The sequence below is a fragment of the Nocardia uniformis NBRC 13702 genome, from assembly GCF_001613345.1.
GTDB classification, from domain to species: domain Bacteria; phylum Actinomycetota; class Actinomycetes; order Mycobacteriales; family Mycobacteriaceae; genus Nocardia; species Nocardia uniformis.
Genome location: NZ_BDCE01000020.1, coordinates 1 through 14,493 on the forward strand (window position 1 = coordinate 1; position 14,493 = coordinate 14,493).

A 14,493-nucleotide genomic window follows, 5' to 3' on the forward strand; every position below is an offset into this window, starting at 1 on the left:
ACGCCGCAGCACGGTCCGCAACGTCGTCGCGACACAGTCCGCTACTGAAAGTTCTCCACGCGATGTCTCCTGCCGCGTCATCCCGGCGTGCTTTTGGCCGGGATCCACTGCTGACCAAAGGTGGATTCCGGCCAAAAGCACGCCGGAATGACGATATGGGTGGGCGCCAGCACGTATTCACGCTCGGTTACCGCCCCGCGGCACTGCTCGCGACCCGGCGTCTCCGCTTCGGCGTGAGCCGTCCGGGCCGGGGCGGAACCGGTACGGTGACCGCAGGTCATCGGGGTCGGTGACGGCTCGGCGGTGTGGACGGCAGTGTGGGAGGCGTGATGACGGTGGTTCGGGCGGGTGTGGTGCCGGGGCGGCGGGTGGCGCTGTACGCGGGGCTGGGGGCGGTGTCGGGGCTGCTGATTTGCGCGGTGGTGGTGGCGGGGTTCGGGGTGAATCGGGTGTTCACCGGGATCGCTATCGGGGCGGCGGTCGCTATCGGGCTGTTGTACGCCCTGTTCAAGCGGGATGGGGTCATGCTCAGTGACCAGGCGATCGTGCGGCGGACGCCGTGGGCGGCGGACACTATCGCCTGGAATCGGGTGGTGGCCGGACGCTTCACACTCGACGAACACGCACGGTGGGCCCTGGCGCTCGATCTGAACGGCAGCGATGAACCGCATCAGGAGCTGACGCTGCTCTCCATCCCGCCCGTGACCCGCCCCATTGCCAATGCCTACGATCTGCGCAAGCGCGAGCAGGTCCAGGAAATCCGCACCATGCTGCGCGATAAGCGCATTCCGGTCACCGTGCTGCCCGAAATCGCGGACGCTCTCAGCCACCACTGGAAGATCGCACCGCCCACCAGCTGACCGGCCTCTTCGTAGTCCTAAGGTGGACCGGGTGATTCGCACAGCTGCGCTGGCTCATATCCGCGATCGCCGTCTCCTACAGGCCCGATCGGCAGACAAGGACGTCTTCTATATGGCGGGCGGGAAGATCGATCCCGGCGAGACCCCGGAGGCCGCACTGCATCGGGAGATCCGTGAGGAACTCGGCGTCGGGGTCACCGAGGTGCACGAACTCGGCATCTTCGAAGCCGAGGCCTACGGCCACGCCCCGGGTACCCCGCTGCATATGACCTGCTTCATCGCCGATCTCACCGACGCCCCCGAACCCAGTGGCGAGATCGCCGAACTGCGCTACTTCACCGTCGCCGAATACGCGGCCATGGCACACGTGGCCCCCGGCTCCATGCTGGTCTTCCGCCACCTGCAGACCCTCGGCCTCATCGACTGAGCGCACGTCCGTCAGTCCGGAGTGCTCGCGTCCTCCTCGATTACGCGTGGCTTGTGCGGAATGCGGGTGGCGGCGGCCAGGCCCAGCAGCAGGAAGACGGTGGCGGCCAGCAGGGTCGTGCGGGTCGAATCGGCAAAGGCTTCGGTGAGAGCGTCGAGGACGTCGGCCGCACCCTCGTGGTCGCGTACCCCCGCAATGGCCCCACCGGCGGATTCACGGGTGGCGGTGGCAATGGTGTCGGCGGCGTCGGCGGGAAGATCGGTATCTTCTTCGAGGCGCTTGGGCAGGTCATGGCCGAGGGCGACGGATAGCAGACCACCGACCACGGCGATGCCGAAGGCGGAGCCGACCTGTCGGACCGTGCTCTGGGTGGCGGAACCCTGGCCGGAGTTCGCCGGTGGCACATCACCCAGCACGGTGCCGGTGAGCTGCGCCGAGGCCATCCCGAGGCCGACACCGTAGCCCGCCAGCAGCACCGCCAGCCACCACGGCGAGATATGCGGTGTCACGAACAGTGCCGTCAGCGCCACCGCGACAACCTCGAGGCCCAGTCCGACCTGCACCACCCGCACCGGCCCGTACTTGTGCACGAAGCCTTCCGTGACCCCGGCCGCGAGGAATGCCCCACCCGCCATGGCGGCCAGTACGAACCCCGCCTGCAGCGTGGACAGCCCGAGCACATTCACCATGAACAACGGCAGTACGAACAGCAGACCGAATTCGCCCAGCGCCACCGCGAAGGCCGCGATATTGCCCCAGCGGAAGCTGGGGATCTGGAACAGCGCCGGATCCAGCAGGGCCGAACGCCCGATCAGTTTGCGATGCCGCTCCCAGCGAATGAACAGCACCAGGGCCAGCACGCCAAGGGCGAGCATGACCGGAATCGGCGAGATGGGCGCGGTGCCCGACCAGGTGAATCCGGGCAGCGGGAATTCCCGCAGCGGTTTCCACCAGCCGTAGGTCTGCCCTTCGATGAGCGCGAAGACGACGAGCGCGAAACCCGCTGCGCTGAGCAGGAATCCGTCCACATCGAGGCCGGGTGCGGCCTTACCCATGCGGGTTTCCGGTACGAACAGTACGAGCCCGATCAACACCACGATGCCGAGTGGGATATTGACGAGGAAGATCCACGGCCAGGTGTACTCGGTGGTCAACCAGCCGCCGATCAGCGGTCCGATGGCGGCGACACCGGCGATGACCGACCCCCACACCGCGAACGCGATCATCCGGTCCCGGCCGCGGAAGAGGGCATTGACGGTGGCCAGCGTGGCGGGCATGACCCCGGCAGCGCCGATGCCCTGCACAATGCGGCCCCAGATCAATGGCCAGCTATCGGTGGCGGAGGCGGCGAGCACACTGCCCACCAGGAAGATGATGACGCCGAGGGCGAAGAGTTTGCGCCGACCGATCCGGTCGCCGATCCGCCCGCTGGTAATCAGCAGCGCGGCCAGCACCACCGCGTAGACACTGGTGATCCATTGCGCCTGAGTGAAATTCAGCTCCAATTCGGCAATGATCACCGGCAGGGAGACGGCGACTATGGTGCCGTCGAGCACCACCATGGACAGTCCGAGCGCGAGTACCGCGAGCGTGATCCATTTCCTGCGACCCGTCGGTACCGCCGCGTCGAGCTCCGCTTCAGTCATCTGTCGCTCCCACCGGGTCGGCACAGCCATGCGAACTTCTTGCGCTGAAGATTCGCTGCCACGGGCATACGGCAGCGGAACCCGGTCAAGTGTAGCGGCGAAACATCCGAATTCGGGCGTTTGATAACGGCGATGCAACGTTGTTTTGACAGGTCAGTGACCATGACCGTGCTGTCCAAAACAATTGGCCCGGTCGGCAAGTCATTCGCCGACAACACCGACGCTATCTATTTGCCTACTCATCCAAGATGTGGCCACGATGCTGCTCGCCACCCTCGTCATTCCGGCATGCTTTTGGCCGGAATCCACACCCTCGGCAGTAGTGGATCCCGGCCAAAAGCACGCCGGGATGACGGAGGAGTTGTGCTGGAACAACCGGGCGAATTGTGCCGGAGTCCGCACCTTCATCAGCGGCAATCGGGCGCAGCCCAGACTGCCGATTCAGCCGTCCAGGCACACTCGGGACAGCGTGCGCTCGCATCGTCTACGTTTGAACACGTGTCGATGATGAAGGGCGCCAATGTACCGGTGCCGAGTTCCGCGGTCCGCGTCGAGTTGGGGTGGCAGTCGGGTCCGGGCGTTCCGGACGCGGATGCGTCGGCCCTGTTATTGCAATCATCGGGGAAGGTACGCTCCGATGCCGATTTCGTCTTCTACAACCAGAAGCAGCATCCGTCGGGCGCGGTACGCCACGATGGAAAGCAGCAGGGTCCGCAGGTCACCGATGTGCTCTCGGTGAATCTGGCCCAGCTGGAGCCGACGGTCGACCGGATCGTTATCGCCGCATCCTCCGACGGTGGCACCTTCGCGCAGCTGCGCGGGCTGCATGTGCGGGTGGTGGACGCGAATTCCGGTGCGGAAGTAGCGCGTTTCGACAGCGCGGACGCCACCTCGGAGACCGCTTTCGTACTCGGCGAGCTGTACCGCCGCCAGGGCGCCTGGAAGTTCCGCGCGGTCGGCCAGGGTTATGCGGCCGGGCTGGGCGGTCTGGCCACGGATTTCGGTATCAGTGTCGACGATCCGGCCCCGGCGCAGCCACAGCCCAGCTCCGCGGCCCAGCCACAGTTCAATACCCCGCCGCCGCAACCGTTTACGCCCGCGCCGCCGCCGGGTTTCCCGCCACAGCCGCAACAGCCACAGCCGTACCCGCCGCAGGTCCAAGGCTTCCCGCCGCCGCAACAGCCGTATCCCCCGCAGCCCAACCAGGGGCAGCAGTACCCTTACCCGCCCGCGCCGCCGACCCAGCCGTACCAGCCCGCGCCGACGCCGGGCTATGCGCCGCAGGGGCAGCAACCGTACCCGCCCGGCCCGGGTCCGGCTCCGTACCAACAGCATCCGGTACCGCCGCAGCCGTATCAGCCCGCTCCCCCGCCGCAGCCGTACCAGCCCACCGCCCCCGCTTCGACTCCGCCGGTGAATCTGGGCAAGATCTCGCTGACCAAGGAATCGCCCGCTGTCTCACTGACCAAGCAGGGTGCGACCTCCGGCATCATGCGGGTGAACCTCAATTGGTCGGTCCCGAACGCGCCGACCGGCCTGTTCGGTCGCAAACGCGGCGGCACCGGCGGTCTCGACCTGGACCTGTGCTGCTTCTGGGAGCTGAACGACGGTTCGAAGGGCTCCATCAGCCCGCTCGACACCATGGGCAATCTGCATCGCGCGCCATTCATCGAACTGGATCGCGACGATCGCACCGGTGGTAGCGCCACCGGCGAGAACCTGTCCATCAATCTCGACCACACCGCGCAGTTCCGCCGCATCCTGGTGTTCGCCTCGCTGTACGAGGGTGCTGACGACTTCCGTGGCGTGCACGCCACCGCCACCTTCTATCCGGTGGGCTCCGCACCCATCGAGATGATGGTGGACGGCTGCTTCGACGACTCCCGCGAAATGGTGCTGGCGCTACTCGAAAACGTCAACGGCGAGTTGGTAATTCGACGCGAGGGCACCTTCGTGCGCCCGCCCCAGGGCAAGAAGTTCTGGGGCAAGCTGGCGGTGGACCAGGCCTACCACTGGGACCTCAAATGGGGCACCTCTAAGGGCAAGTCCTGAGTTAGCCTCGCCTTCAGTCGTTTTCGCGATCCGACTGGTCGATCCCCTCGACCAGTCGGATCGCCGCTTTCCGAACCTGTTCCGCATCTCCCCGCCAGCCGAGCAGTCGCAGCACCGCACCGGGGATGACGCGCTGCGCGTAGCCCGGCGAAGCTCCCTCGTCCGAGCGGATATTGATGACGGATTCGACCAGCCGGAAGGGCAGTAACTCACTACCTACGGCCACGCCGCCCGCCTCGGCGACGACGGCCGCGGCCAGGGCTTCATAGTGGCGACGCAGATCGTCGCGGCGTTGCCGGAAGTCGGCGAACCGCTCGGAGCGCAGTTCCGGCACCAGGTAGAGCGCGCCGAGGTTCCAGCGGGCAGTGCACAGTTGCCGCACATCGAACCAGGCCAAGGCGTACAGCCGCACCGGCGCGGGTTCTGGGCTACCAGTGAGCCGCTCGGCGAGTTCCAAGGCGGCGGTGATGGTTTCGGCGAGCAGCGCGTCGAGGATGTCGTCCTTGGCGGCGAAGTGGTGATACAGCGACGCCTGCCGGATACCGACGGCGTCGGCAATACCGCGCGTTGAGGTGCTCCCGTACCCCTTGGTGGTGAACAGTTCGGCCGCGGCATCGAGGATCTCGGCCCGCGGCGTCTGCCCCTGGCGGCGGCGAGGCTCTAGGCGGGGGCGTCCGGGTCCGATGTGGGTCACGGTCTCATTGTGTCCTACCGGGATTCAGCGCCTCGCCGAGCCGGTGAGAGATTTCTGTCATTCGATAGAAATACTGGCAACACAGAAGTTACGGGTGGCCACGAGACGGATACACCGCCGTCACCTCGAAGGCGGTCGCATCGCGAAAACTTTCAATCGATAGGTATTCGCCTAGATGAAGGACCTCCGATGGCCACGCGATCGCTCCCAGAGCCACCCCGTCCGATCCTCGCCGCACCCGCCCGAGGAGCCCGGTCATGATCATCACCGGTATCGCGATCAGCGTGATCGCCGTCATCGCCATCGGGCTGTTCGTCGCCCGCAAGGTGGACGGCGACAGCACCAACTTCCTGGTTGCCGGGCGCTCACTGGCATTGCCACTGGTGGCGGCGGGCCTGATGGGTCAGGCCGTCGACTCCAATGCCACGCTGGGCAATACCGACCTGACCAGTTCACTCGGCTTCTGGGCCGGGGCCTCGCTACCGCTGGGCTTGGGCCTGTGTCTACTCATTACGGGGATCTTCTTCGCCGGGCCGATGAACCGAATGGGCTTGCTGACCCTGCCCGACTTCTTCCGCATCAAGTACGGCCGCGGCATCGAATTGGCCTCCTCGCTGCTCATGATCTTCAGCTTCTGCATTCTGCTGGCGGGCAATCTCGTCGCGGGCGGCTATATCTTCGAGCGATTCCTCGGCGTTCCGTATACGGCGGGCGTCCTGCTCATTGTCGCAATCGTGTTGTCGTACACCATCATCGGCGGCATGTACAGCGACGCCTACACGGCGCTGGCACAAATGGTGATCACCATATTCGGCTCCCTGGCGCTGCTCATCTGGGTCGGCTCCACCATGGGCATCACCATTCCGGATGGAATGGGGCCCTTCGACTTCGGTCAGCTCACCAACACCTCCGAAGGAGCGCCGATCAACTGGGCAACCCTGGTATCCCTGGGCATCGGCGATATCGTCGCCATCGACTTCATGCAGCGCATCTTCTCGGCTCGCACGCCGCGGATCGCTCGTCGCGCCTGCTTCGTCGCCGCGGCCGGCACCGTTGTCGTCGGCGTCCCGTATGCCCTGGTGGCGCTGACTGTTTCCGGAGTGATCAGCGGCGATAACGGTCCGGTTCTCTTGACCCTGCTGGCCGACCGGGCTCCGGCGGGATTGGCCATCCTGGTGCTGTCGGCGATTGTCGCAGCGTCCTGCTCCACCGCCAACGGCGCGATCCTCGGCACCGCCTCGGTGGCCACCCGCAATGTCGCGGGCCGAACCCGGGCCACCGATGCGGCCGGACGCGACACCCTGCTGCGGGATGTGCGAATCACCATGGTCCCGGTGGTGGCGGTGGCCGTACTCTTCGCGGTCAAGGTGCCGCAGACCGGAATTCTGCTGACCCTCGCCTTCGATCTCATGCTCGCCGGGCTGATCGTGCCGTTCGTGGCGGCACACATCACGTCCCGCGTCACCAGCGCCGCCGCAGCCGCGGCCATGGTGGTCGGTCTCGGCACCCGACTGGCGCTGTTCGTCCTGACACCGACCGTGTACGGCGCGGAGAACACGCTCTTGCATATCGACAATTCGCTCATTACAGCGAGTTTCGACGGCTGGCCGACCTTCATCGCCTTCCTGGCGGCACTGGCCACCTTCCTCGTGGTCATGACGCTGTTCCCGGCCGGGCAGGCCACGGTCGCCATGGCCTCCTCCGGGCCAGAGCCCGCCCCGGAGCCCACATCCGGGGCGACGTCGGAGCCCGTACCCGCTCCGGCGAGGGCACTGTCGTGACCCCGTCCAGCGATACCGGCGCAGCCGGTGCACCCGGACCGATGAGTGCGGACCGCGTCGACCGTGTGCCCATGGGCCGCCCGGCCCTCGCGCTCGCACTGGCGGACCTGGTAGGGCGCGTGGTGGCGCGTGTTGCTCGGAGAGCTTCTGCCACAGCACTTCCCAACTCCCCACGACACGACCACGACTCGACCGCGACTCGTGACCCTCGCCCCACTGAACCTTCCCGTCTACCGAAGGGAGCACCAATGACGAACACCGCCTCCACCACCGCGGCCCGTGCGCATGCCCGCTCACAGGCTTCCACCGCGGCCATGGCAGGACCCGACCTGCCGGATGGCCTCGATAGCGCCGAACTGACTGTCGCACAACGGATTCCCCCAGGTGGTTACGCAAATGTAGCGCTCGGCCGCGGTACCCGGCTTCGACTCGCCGATCCGGCCGGGTCCGCGTGTGCGCATCTGCTGCTACTGCGCGCCGAATGTCCCTGGGAGCGGCTCAATGTGGCCGATACGGTGAAGGTCCCCTGGCAGGCGTACCTGAGCGCCGGACATCCATTGCTGTCGGATCAGGGCCGGATTCTGGCCACCGTGATGACGGACTCGTCCGGACACCACGACACGCTGTGTGGGCCGGGTTCGGCCGCACGGCAGCAGTTGTCCATGGCGGGCTCGAAACAGGGACTCGCACCACGGGATATCGGCCCGTCGGTGTCATTCTTCCGAGGCGTGCGCGTCGAGTCGGACGGCGCGCTGACCGTTACGGGTAGCGCTGGAGCGGGAGCGGCCGTCGAACTGCTCATCCACCTGCCGGTGACCGTACTCATCGCCAATGCCGCACATCCGCTGGACGAGACACCCGTGACCGACCTCGATGTCGTCGCCTGGTCCGCGCCGCTGGACCTGCACACCACACCCAGTTCCGATCCGGAATACCTACGCGCGGTGGAGAACACCGAATCCGCCTGGCGTGCGGCGGCCACCCCGGAGGCCGTCGCGATGAGCGGACAGCACCCGGTGGAGGCAGCTCGCGTAACCACCCGGACCGCCCGCGAACGCGCAGAGGAGACAGCATGACCACCCTGGCACGCACCGTGGTGCTGGACGAGACCGTCCCCGCCCGCGCCCCCTGGTCCACCGTCGTTCGAGCCGGTGACCAGCTGGAGATCATCGACCTGCACGGCAATCAGGCCGTGGACTGTCTGCTCTATTCGGCCGCCGACCACTGCGACCGCTACAGCGCGCAGGCGACCATTGCCGCGCAGCGCAATATCTTCCTCGGCACCGGCAGTGTGCTGCTCACCGATAGCGGCACCGCGCTCATGACGGTGCTCGCCGACGAGGTCGGCAATCACGACACCGTCGCGGGCGCGTGCTCGCAGGAGTCCAATACCCTGCGCTACGGACACCACACCCGCCACCAGCACGCCTGTGTGGAGAACTTCCTCGCCGAGGGCATGAAATGGGGCCTGGGCAAGCGCGATCTGGTGTCGAATATCAACTGGTTCATGAATGTTCCGGTGGAGGCCGACGGAACGCTGGGCATTGTGGACGGACTGTCCGCGCCCGGTATGAAAATCACGCTGCGGGCCGAGTTCGATACCCTGGTCCTGGTATCGAACTGCCCGCAGATCAACAATCCGTGCAATGGATTCGATCCGACACCGGTACGCATGGTGGTGAGTCGATGACCACCGTCGCCGAGGTCGTGCGGCCCGGAATGCAGTCGACGGTGCAGGATTGGCCTGGACGCGTGGGCTATTGGCATGTGGGGGTGCCGCCGTCGGGTCCGATGGATGATCTGTCGTTCCGACTGGGCAATCGCGCACTGGGCAATCCGGAGGGCGCTCCCGGTATCGAATGCACACTCGACGGCCCCACCCTGCGCTTCGACGCGGCTACCCGGGTGTGTGTGACCGGCGCACCGGTACCGGTCACGATGAATGGAAAACCGGTGCGGCAGTGGCGAAGTGTGCTGGTACCCGCCGGTGGAGTCCTCGATATCGGCGCTGTGCGCGGGCCGGGGATGCGCAGCTACCTACTGGTGGCGGGCGGTATCGAGGTACCCGAATACCTGGGTAGCCGTGCGACTTTCACGCTCGGCAAGTTCGGTGGCCCGGACGGGCGGGCGCTGGCCGCGGGCGACAAACTCCAACTCGGTACGGCCTCGGGACAACTGAGCGCGGGCGTGCCGGGTGCGCAACAGCCGGTACTGACCCGACGCTGGGAACTCGCGGTCACCGAGGGGCCGCACGGAGCGCCGGAATTCTTCACCCGCGAGGATTTCCAGACCATCCTCGATACCGACTACGACGTGCACTTCAATTCCGACCGTACCGGAGTGCGGCTCATCGGCCCGAAGCCGCAGTGGGCCCGCACCGATGGCGGCGAAGCGGGATTACATCCGTCCAATATCCACGACACCGCGTATTCCATTGGCGCCCTGGACTTCACCGGAGACACTCCGATTCTGCTCGGCCCCGACGGTCCGAGTCTGGGCGGCTTCGTCTGCCCGGTGACCGTGGTGGCGGCCGAGCGGTGGAAGCTGGGGCAGCTCGCCCCCGGCGATAGCGTGCGCTTCGTCCCGGTGCGGGCGGATCGAGCGGCCTCGCTGCACAGCCTGGGTCCGGACCGCCGTGCGGACTGGCCGATGGTGCTCTCCGGCGGCGGGGACGGTGACGACGGCATTCTCGCGCGGCGCGAGGCCGACGACAACACCCCGATCACCTACCGGCGCGCCGGAAACGACGGCATGCTCATCGAATACGGTGAGATGACCCTGGATCTCGGGCTGCGCGCCCGCGTCCACGCACTACACCAGCATCTGATGCGGCGGAATGAGCCGGGCATCACCGAACTCACGCCCGGCGTCCGGTCGCTACAGGTCCGTACGGACCCGGATCGGCTACCCACCGGCCGCCTACTGGACCTGCTGGCCGAGGCGGAGTCCGAACTCCCCGCCGCCGATGACCTCGTAGTACCCAGCCGCACCGTGCACCTGCCGCTCTCGTGGGACGACCCATCCACGAGAGAAGCCATTACCCGCTATATGCACGGGGTGCGCTCGGATGCCCCGTGGTGTCCGTGGAATATCGAGTTCATCCGCCGGATGAACGGATTGTCTTCGGTGGACGAGGTTTTCGACACCGTCTTCGCGGCCGAGTACCTGGTGTTGGGCCTCGGCGATGTCTATCTGGGCGCACCCGTCGCGACCCCGACCGATCCCCGGCACCGCCTGGTCACCACGAAATACAATCCGGCCCGCACCTGGACCCCGGAGAATGCGGTCGGTATCGGTGGCGCGTACCTGTGCATTTACGGCATGGAGGGTCCCGGCGGCTATCAGTTCGTCGGCCGCACCACCCAGGTGTGGAACCACGCCTCGTCCGGGATGGACGAAGATCCCTGGCTGCTGCGGTATTTCGATCGCATCAGCTGGTATCCGGTATCGGCCGAGGAGCTGCTGGACATGCGCGCCGATATCGCCGCCGGTCGCGGTGAACTGCGCGCCGAGGACGGCGAATTCAAACTCGCCGACTACCGCGGCTTCCTGTCCGACAATGCCGATTCCATTGCCGAATTCCGGGCTCGCCAGGCCGAAGCCTTCACCACCGAGCGCGAATCCTGGCGCGCTGCGGGAGAACTAGCGGAGACAAACGTATGAGTGTGTGGATTCAGCGACGAGCCGACGCGGAAGTGGCGGCGCAGACGGCCACCTCACAGGGGCCGCTGGCGGGGTTGCGGCTGGCGGTCAAGGACAATGTCGATGTCGCCGGAGTACCGACTACCGCGGGGTGTCCCGAATTCGCGTATGACCCAGCGCAGGATGCGGCCGCTGTCGCCGCACTGAAGGCCGCGGGTGCGGTCGTGGTGGGCAAAACGAATTTGGACCAGTTCGCGACCGGCCTGGTGGGCACCCGCACCCCCTACGGCGCGGTCTCCAATGCCCTGCGGCCCGAATTCATTTCCGGCGGTTCCAGTTCCGGCTCGGCCGTCGCCGTCGCCACCGACGAGGTCGATATCGCCATCGGTACCGATACCGCCGGTTCGGGTCGAATCCCGGCCGCGTTCAATGGGATTGTCGGCATCAAGCCCACGGTGGGCGTGGTTTCCACGGCCGGCGTGGTGCCCGCCTGCCGCTCTTACGACTGCGTGACCATATTCGCCAGGGACCTCGCGGTGGCCGACCGCGCCATGGGTGTCATGGCTGCCGACGCTCCCGCACGGTCCTGGCCCGCCGATATTCGACTGGCCGCACCACCACAGCCGGTGGTGGCCGTCTTCACCGAGTTGCCCGAGCTGGATGCGGTGTGGCGCGGCGCTTTCGAACGCACCGTCGCCGCGCTGAAGGAACGTGGCGCGACGATCGTGGCAATCGATCCGACGCCATTCCTCGCGGCCGCCCGCCTGCTGTACAACGGCGCCCTGGTAGCCGAAAGATACGAGGCGGTAGGCGGATTCGTGGACGCGCACCCCGAGTCCACCGATCCGACCGTGGCCTCGATCATTCGAGCCGCCCGCGATCTTCCCGCCCATCAACTGGTGGCGGATCTGGCGGAACTGGAACGCCTGCGTGTCCTCGCCATGGCGGGTATGGCCGACGCGGATGTCCTGCTTGTTCCCACCGCACCATTCCATCCGACCATCGCCGAGGTCGCGGCGGACCCGATCGGGGTGAACTCCCGACTGGGTACCTACACCAACTTCTGCAACCTGTTCGACCTGTGCGCGGTGGCGGTGCCAGCGGGCACGGCCGGAGACGCGCAGTTCGGGGTGACGGTCATCGGGCGTACCTTCGAGGACGCCGTAGCAATGGATGTCGCCGCACTGGTGATGGATGGTGAACCGCCCGAATCCGCGTGGCCGCTATCGGTCGCGCCCGTGCACGACCTGGTGGTGTTCGGTGCTCACCTGCGCGGACAACCTCTCGAGTATCAATTGATCGAATTGGGCGCGCGCTGGGCCGGCTCCGTTCGGACCGCCCCGCGATACCGCCTGGCCGTCCTGGACACGATCCCGCCCAAGCCCGGTGTTACCCGCCAACCCGAGGGCGAGCCAGGTGTATCCGTGCGGGGTGAACGCTGGCTGCTCTCCCCCGCAGCTCTCGGCCGCTTCCTCTCCGCGCTCCCAGCGCCCATGCAACTCGGCTCGGTCGAACTCGATAATGGCTCCCGCGCCACAGCATTCGGCTGTGACGCCGGAGCCGCCGCATCGGGCAAGGACATCAGCGAGTACGGGGACTGGCGCGCCGCTCTACGCGCCGGCGCGATCTGAACGCACGGTGCGGAAGAACTCCCGAATATCGTCGGTGAGCAGCTGCGGCTCCTCCATGGCGGCGAAGTGCCCACCACGGTCCAGCTCCACCCAGTGCGTGATCGTGTTCTCGGTTTCCGCGTATCGGCGGATACCGACGTCGTGCGCGAAGATTATCGCGCCCGTGGGCACTCCGGAGTTCTGCTGCACCGCACCCCACGGTTGTTCCTGCGCGTACCCGACGTAGGCCGCCGACCCGGCCGTCTCGGTCAGCCAGTAGATCATCACATTGTTCAGCAGCCGATCGCGGTCGAGAATTTTGTCCGGCAACACATTTCGTGGATGGGTCCACTCCCGGAACTTATCCATGATCCAGGCGAGCTGTCCCACCGGTGAATCCACCAGTCCGTAGGCGAGCGCCTGCGGTCGGGTGGACTGGACGGCGATATAGCCGAATTCCTCATTCATGAACGCCTCGATGCGCTGCACCCGATCGCGCTCCATGCCGGTCAGTTCAGCCAGCTCCTGCTCCGAAAGCGGTAGCTGCGGCATGGGGCCGGGCCCACCGTTCACATGCACGCCGATAACTCGGTCCGGCGCGACCCGCCCCACCTCCGGGCTCACCGCCGCACCGATATCGCCGCCCTGCACGCCGTACCGGTCATACCCGAGCCGCCGCATGAGTTCGTCCCAGGTGCGGGCGATGCGCTCGGTGGTCCAGCCGGAATCGGTGACCGGTCCGGAGAATCCGAAGCCCGGCAGCGACGGAATCACAAGGTGGAAGGCATCATTCGGATTCCCGCCGTGCGCACCGGGATCGGTGAGCGGTCCGATGACATCGAGGAATTCGACAATCGAACCGGGCCAGCCGTGCGTCATGAGCAGCGGCACCGCCTCGGGTTCGGCCGAGCGGATGTGCAGGAAATGAATGCGCTGCTCATCGATCTCGGTGGTGAATTGCGGATAGCTGTTCAGTACCGATTCCACGACGCGCCAGTCGTATTCGGTGCGCCAGTAGTCCACCAGCTCCCGCAGCCAGTTGACGGGCACGCCGGTATCCCAGTCATCGCCGGGCAGTGGTGCGGGCCAGCGCGCACCGTCGAGCCGAGCCCGCAAATCGTCGAGTTGCCGCTGCGGAATATCGATCCGGAAGGGAGTGATCTCTGTGCTCATGAGAACCACGATATGAGCCACCTAGGACATATTCGGCCCTAGCTGTTCGGAAAGTTCTCGCAGCCCGCTCGCCCGCGAACCGAGAACAATTTTCAGTCCGAAGTGGTGACGGCGGTGGGGTTTACGGTGTCGCGGATGATCCGCAGGCTCTCGATCAGCCCGTCGAGTTGTTCGGCGGTGAGGACACCGGTGAACCACTGCTCCACGCCGTCGAGATAGGCGGGCAGCACGCGGGCGACGCGGGTGGCTCCGGCGGCGGTGAGGACGGCGTAGAAACTGCGGCGGTCGCCGGGGGCGGCTTCGCGTCGCACGAAACCGTTGCGCTCCAGGCGATCCACCAGGCGGGTCACCCCGCTCGTCGACAATCCGGTTTGCGCGGCCAGATCGGTCATACGCAGTTTGCGACCGGGTGAGCGGGTCAGTCGCATGAGGGCATTGAGGTCCAGACCGGAGAGACCGTATTGCTTCCAGGTGGGCTCGAGTTTGGCGACCAGACCCTCGTGGGCCTCCAGAAACAGTCCGATGGTGGTGAGACGAGGGTCCTCGAAGAGGCGTTTGGGGTCCACGAGCTAGACCTTAGACCCACCTCTGCAACGCGGATAGTTGAC

General features: G+C 66.3%; 12 protein-coding genes. 8 read left to right on the forward strand and 4 right to left on the reverse strand.

Annotated features, from left to right (window positions below):
* Positions 1-329: 329 nt before the first annotated feature.
* Together NU1_RS06620 and NU1_RS06625 are read left to right on the forward strand one after the other, a co-directional pair.
* Complete coding sequence (locus NU1_RS06620; RefSeq protein ID WP_067518472.1) at positions 330-860, forward strand: hypothetical protein; 531 nt, start codon at positions 330-332, stop codon at positions 858-860.
* Positions 861-891: 31 nt separating this feature from the next.
* Positions 892-1,287 (forward strand): NUDIX hydrolase, encoded by a 396-nt coding sequence (locus NU1_RS06625; RefSeq protein WP_084521039.1) that lies wholly within the window; start codon positions 892-894, stop codon positions 1,285-1,287.
* Between the two features lie 11 nt (positions 1,288-1,298).
* Here NU1_RS06625 and NU1_RS06630 read toward each other — a convergent pair whose 3' ends face one another.
* Positions 1,299-2,933: an MFS transporter gene (locus NU1_RS06630; RefSeq protein ID WP_067518432.1), complete on the reverse strand. Its 1,635-nt coding sequence runs from the start codon at positions 2,931-2,933 to the stop codon at positions 1,299-1,301.
* Positions 2,934-3,437: 504 nt separating this feature from the next.
* Here NU1_RS06630 and NU1_RS06635 point away from each other — a divergent pair.
* Positions 3,438-4,985, forward strand: coding sequence for a TerD family protein (locus NU1_RS06635; RefSeq protein ID WP_169815008.1), 1,548 nt, complete (start codon positions 3,438-3,440; stop codon positions 4,983-4,985).
* A gap of 13 nt (positions 4,986-4,998) precedes the next feature.
* On the opposite strand, the gene NU1_RS06640 is transcribed toward NU1_RS06635, so the two are convergent.
* Positions 4,999-5,679, reverse strand: a complete 681-nt coding sequence (locus NU1_RS06640) for a TetR/AcrR family transcriptional regulator (RefSeq protein WP_067518436.1) — start codon at positions 5,677-5,679, stop codon at positions 4,999-5,001.
* Between the two features lie 257 nt (positions 5,680-5,936).
* Between NU1_RS06640 and NU1_RS06645 the strand changes: the two genes are divergently transcribed.
* The 5 genes from NU1_RS06645 (at position 5,937) to atzF (ending at position 12,733) form a co-directional block, all read left to right on the forward strand.
* Complete coding sequence (locus NU1_RS06645; protein ID WP_067518438.1) at positions 5,937-7,460, forward strand: high affinity choline transporter 1; 1,524 nt, start codon at positions 5,937-5,939, stop codon at positions 7,458-7,460.
* Positions 7,461-7,708: 248 nt separating this feature from the next.
* Positions 7,709-8,536, forward strand: a complete 828-nt coding sequence (locus NU1_RS06650) for a DUF1989 domain-containing protein (RefSeq protein WP_084521035.1) — start codon at positions 7,709-7,711, stop codon at positions 8,534-8,536.
* A complete protein-coding gene (locus tag NU1_RS06655) occupies positions 8,533-9,150 on the forward strand; it encodes an urea amidolyase associated protein UAAP2 (protein ID WP_067518440.1) in 618 nt (205 codons plus the stop codon). Before NU1_RS06650 ends, NU1_RS06655 begins: the two co-directional genes overlap by 4 nt.
* Entirely contained in the window at positions 9,147-11,123 is a 1,977-nt protein-coding gene (locus NU1_RS06660) for a 5-oxoprolinase/urea amidolyase family protein (RefSeq protein WP_067518442.1), read from the forward strand. The genes NU1_RS06655 and NU1_RS06660 overlap by 4 nt, the downstream gene beginning before the upstream one ends.
* Positions 11,120-12,733, forward strand: coding sequence for an allophanate hydrolase (gene atzF, locus NU1_RS06665; RefSeq protein ID WP_067518443.1), 1,614 nt, complete (start codon positions 11,120-11,122; stop codon positions 12,731-12,733). The genes NU1_RS06660 and atzF overlap by 4 nt, the downstream gene beginning before the upstream one ends.
* Here the strand turns inward: atzF and NU1_RS06670 are convergent.
* Entirely contained in the window at positions 12,713-13,885 is a 1,173-nt protein-coding gene (locus NU1_RS06670) for an epoxide hydrolase family protein (RefSeq protein WP_067518474.1), read from the reverse strand. The genes atzF and NU1_RS06670 overlap by 21 nt on opposite strands.
* Positions 13,886-13,977: 92 nt before the next feature.
* On the reverse strand, positions 13,978-14,451 hold the full coding sequence (locus tag NU1_RS06675) for a MarR family winged helix-turn-helix transcriptional regulator (RefSeq protein ID WP_067518445.1): 474 nt from the start codon (positions 14,449-14,451) through the stop codon (positions 13,978-13,980).
* Between the last annotated feature and the right edge of the window lie 42 nt (positions 14,452-14,493).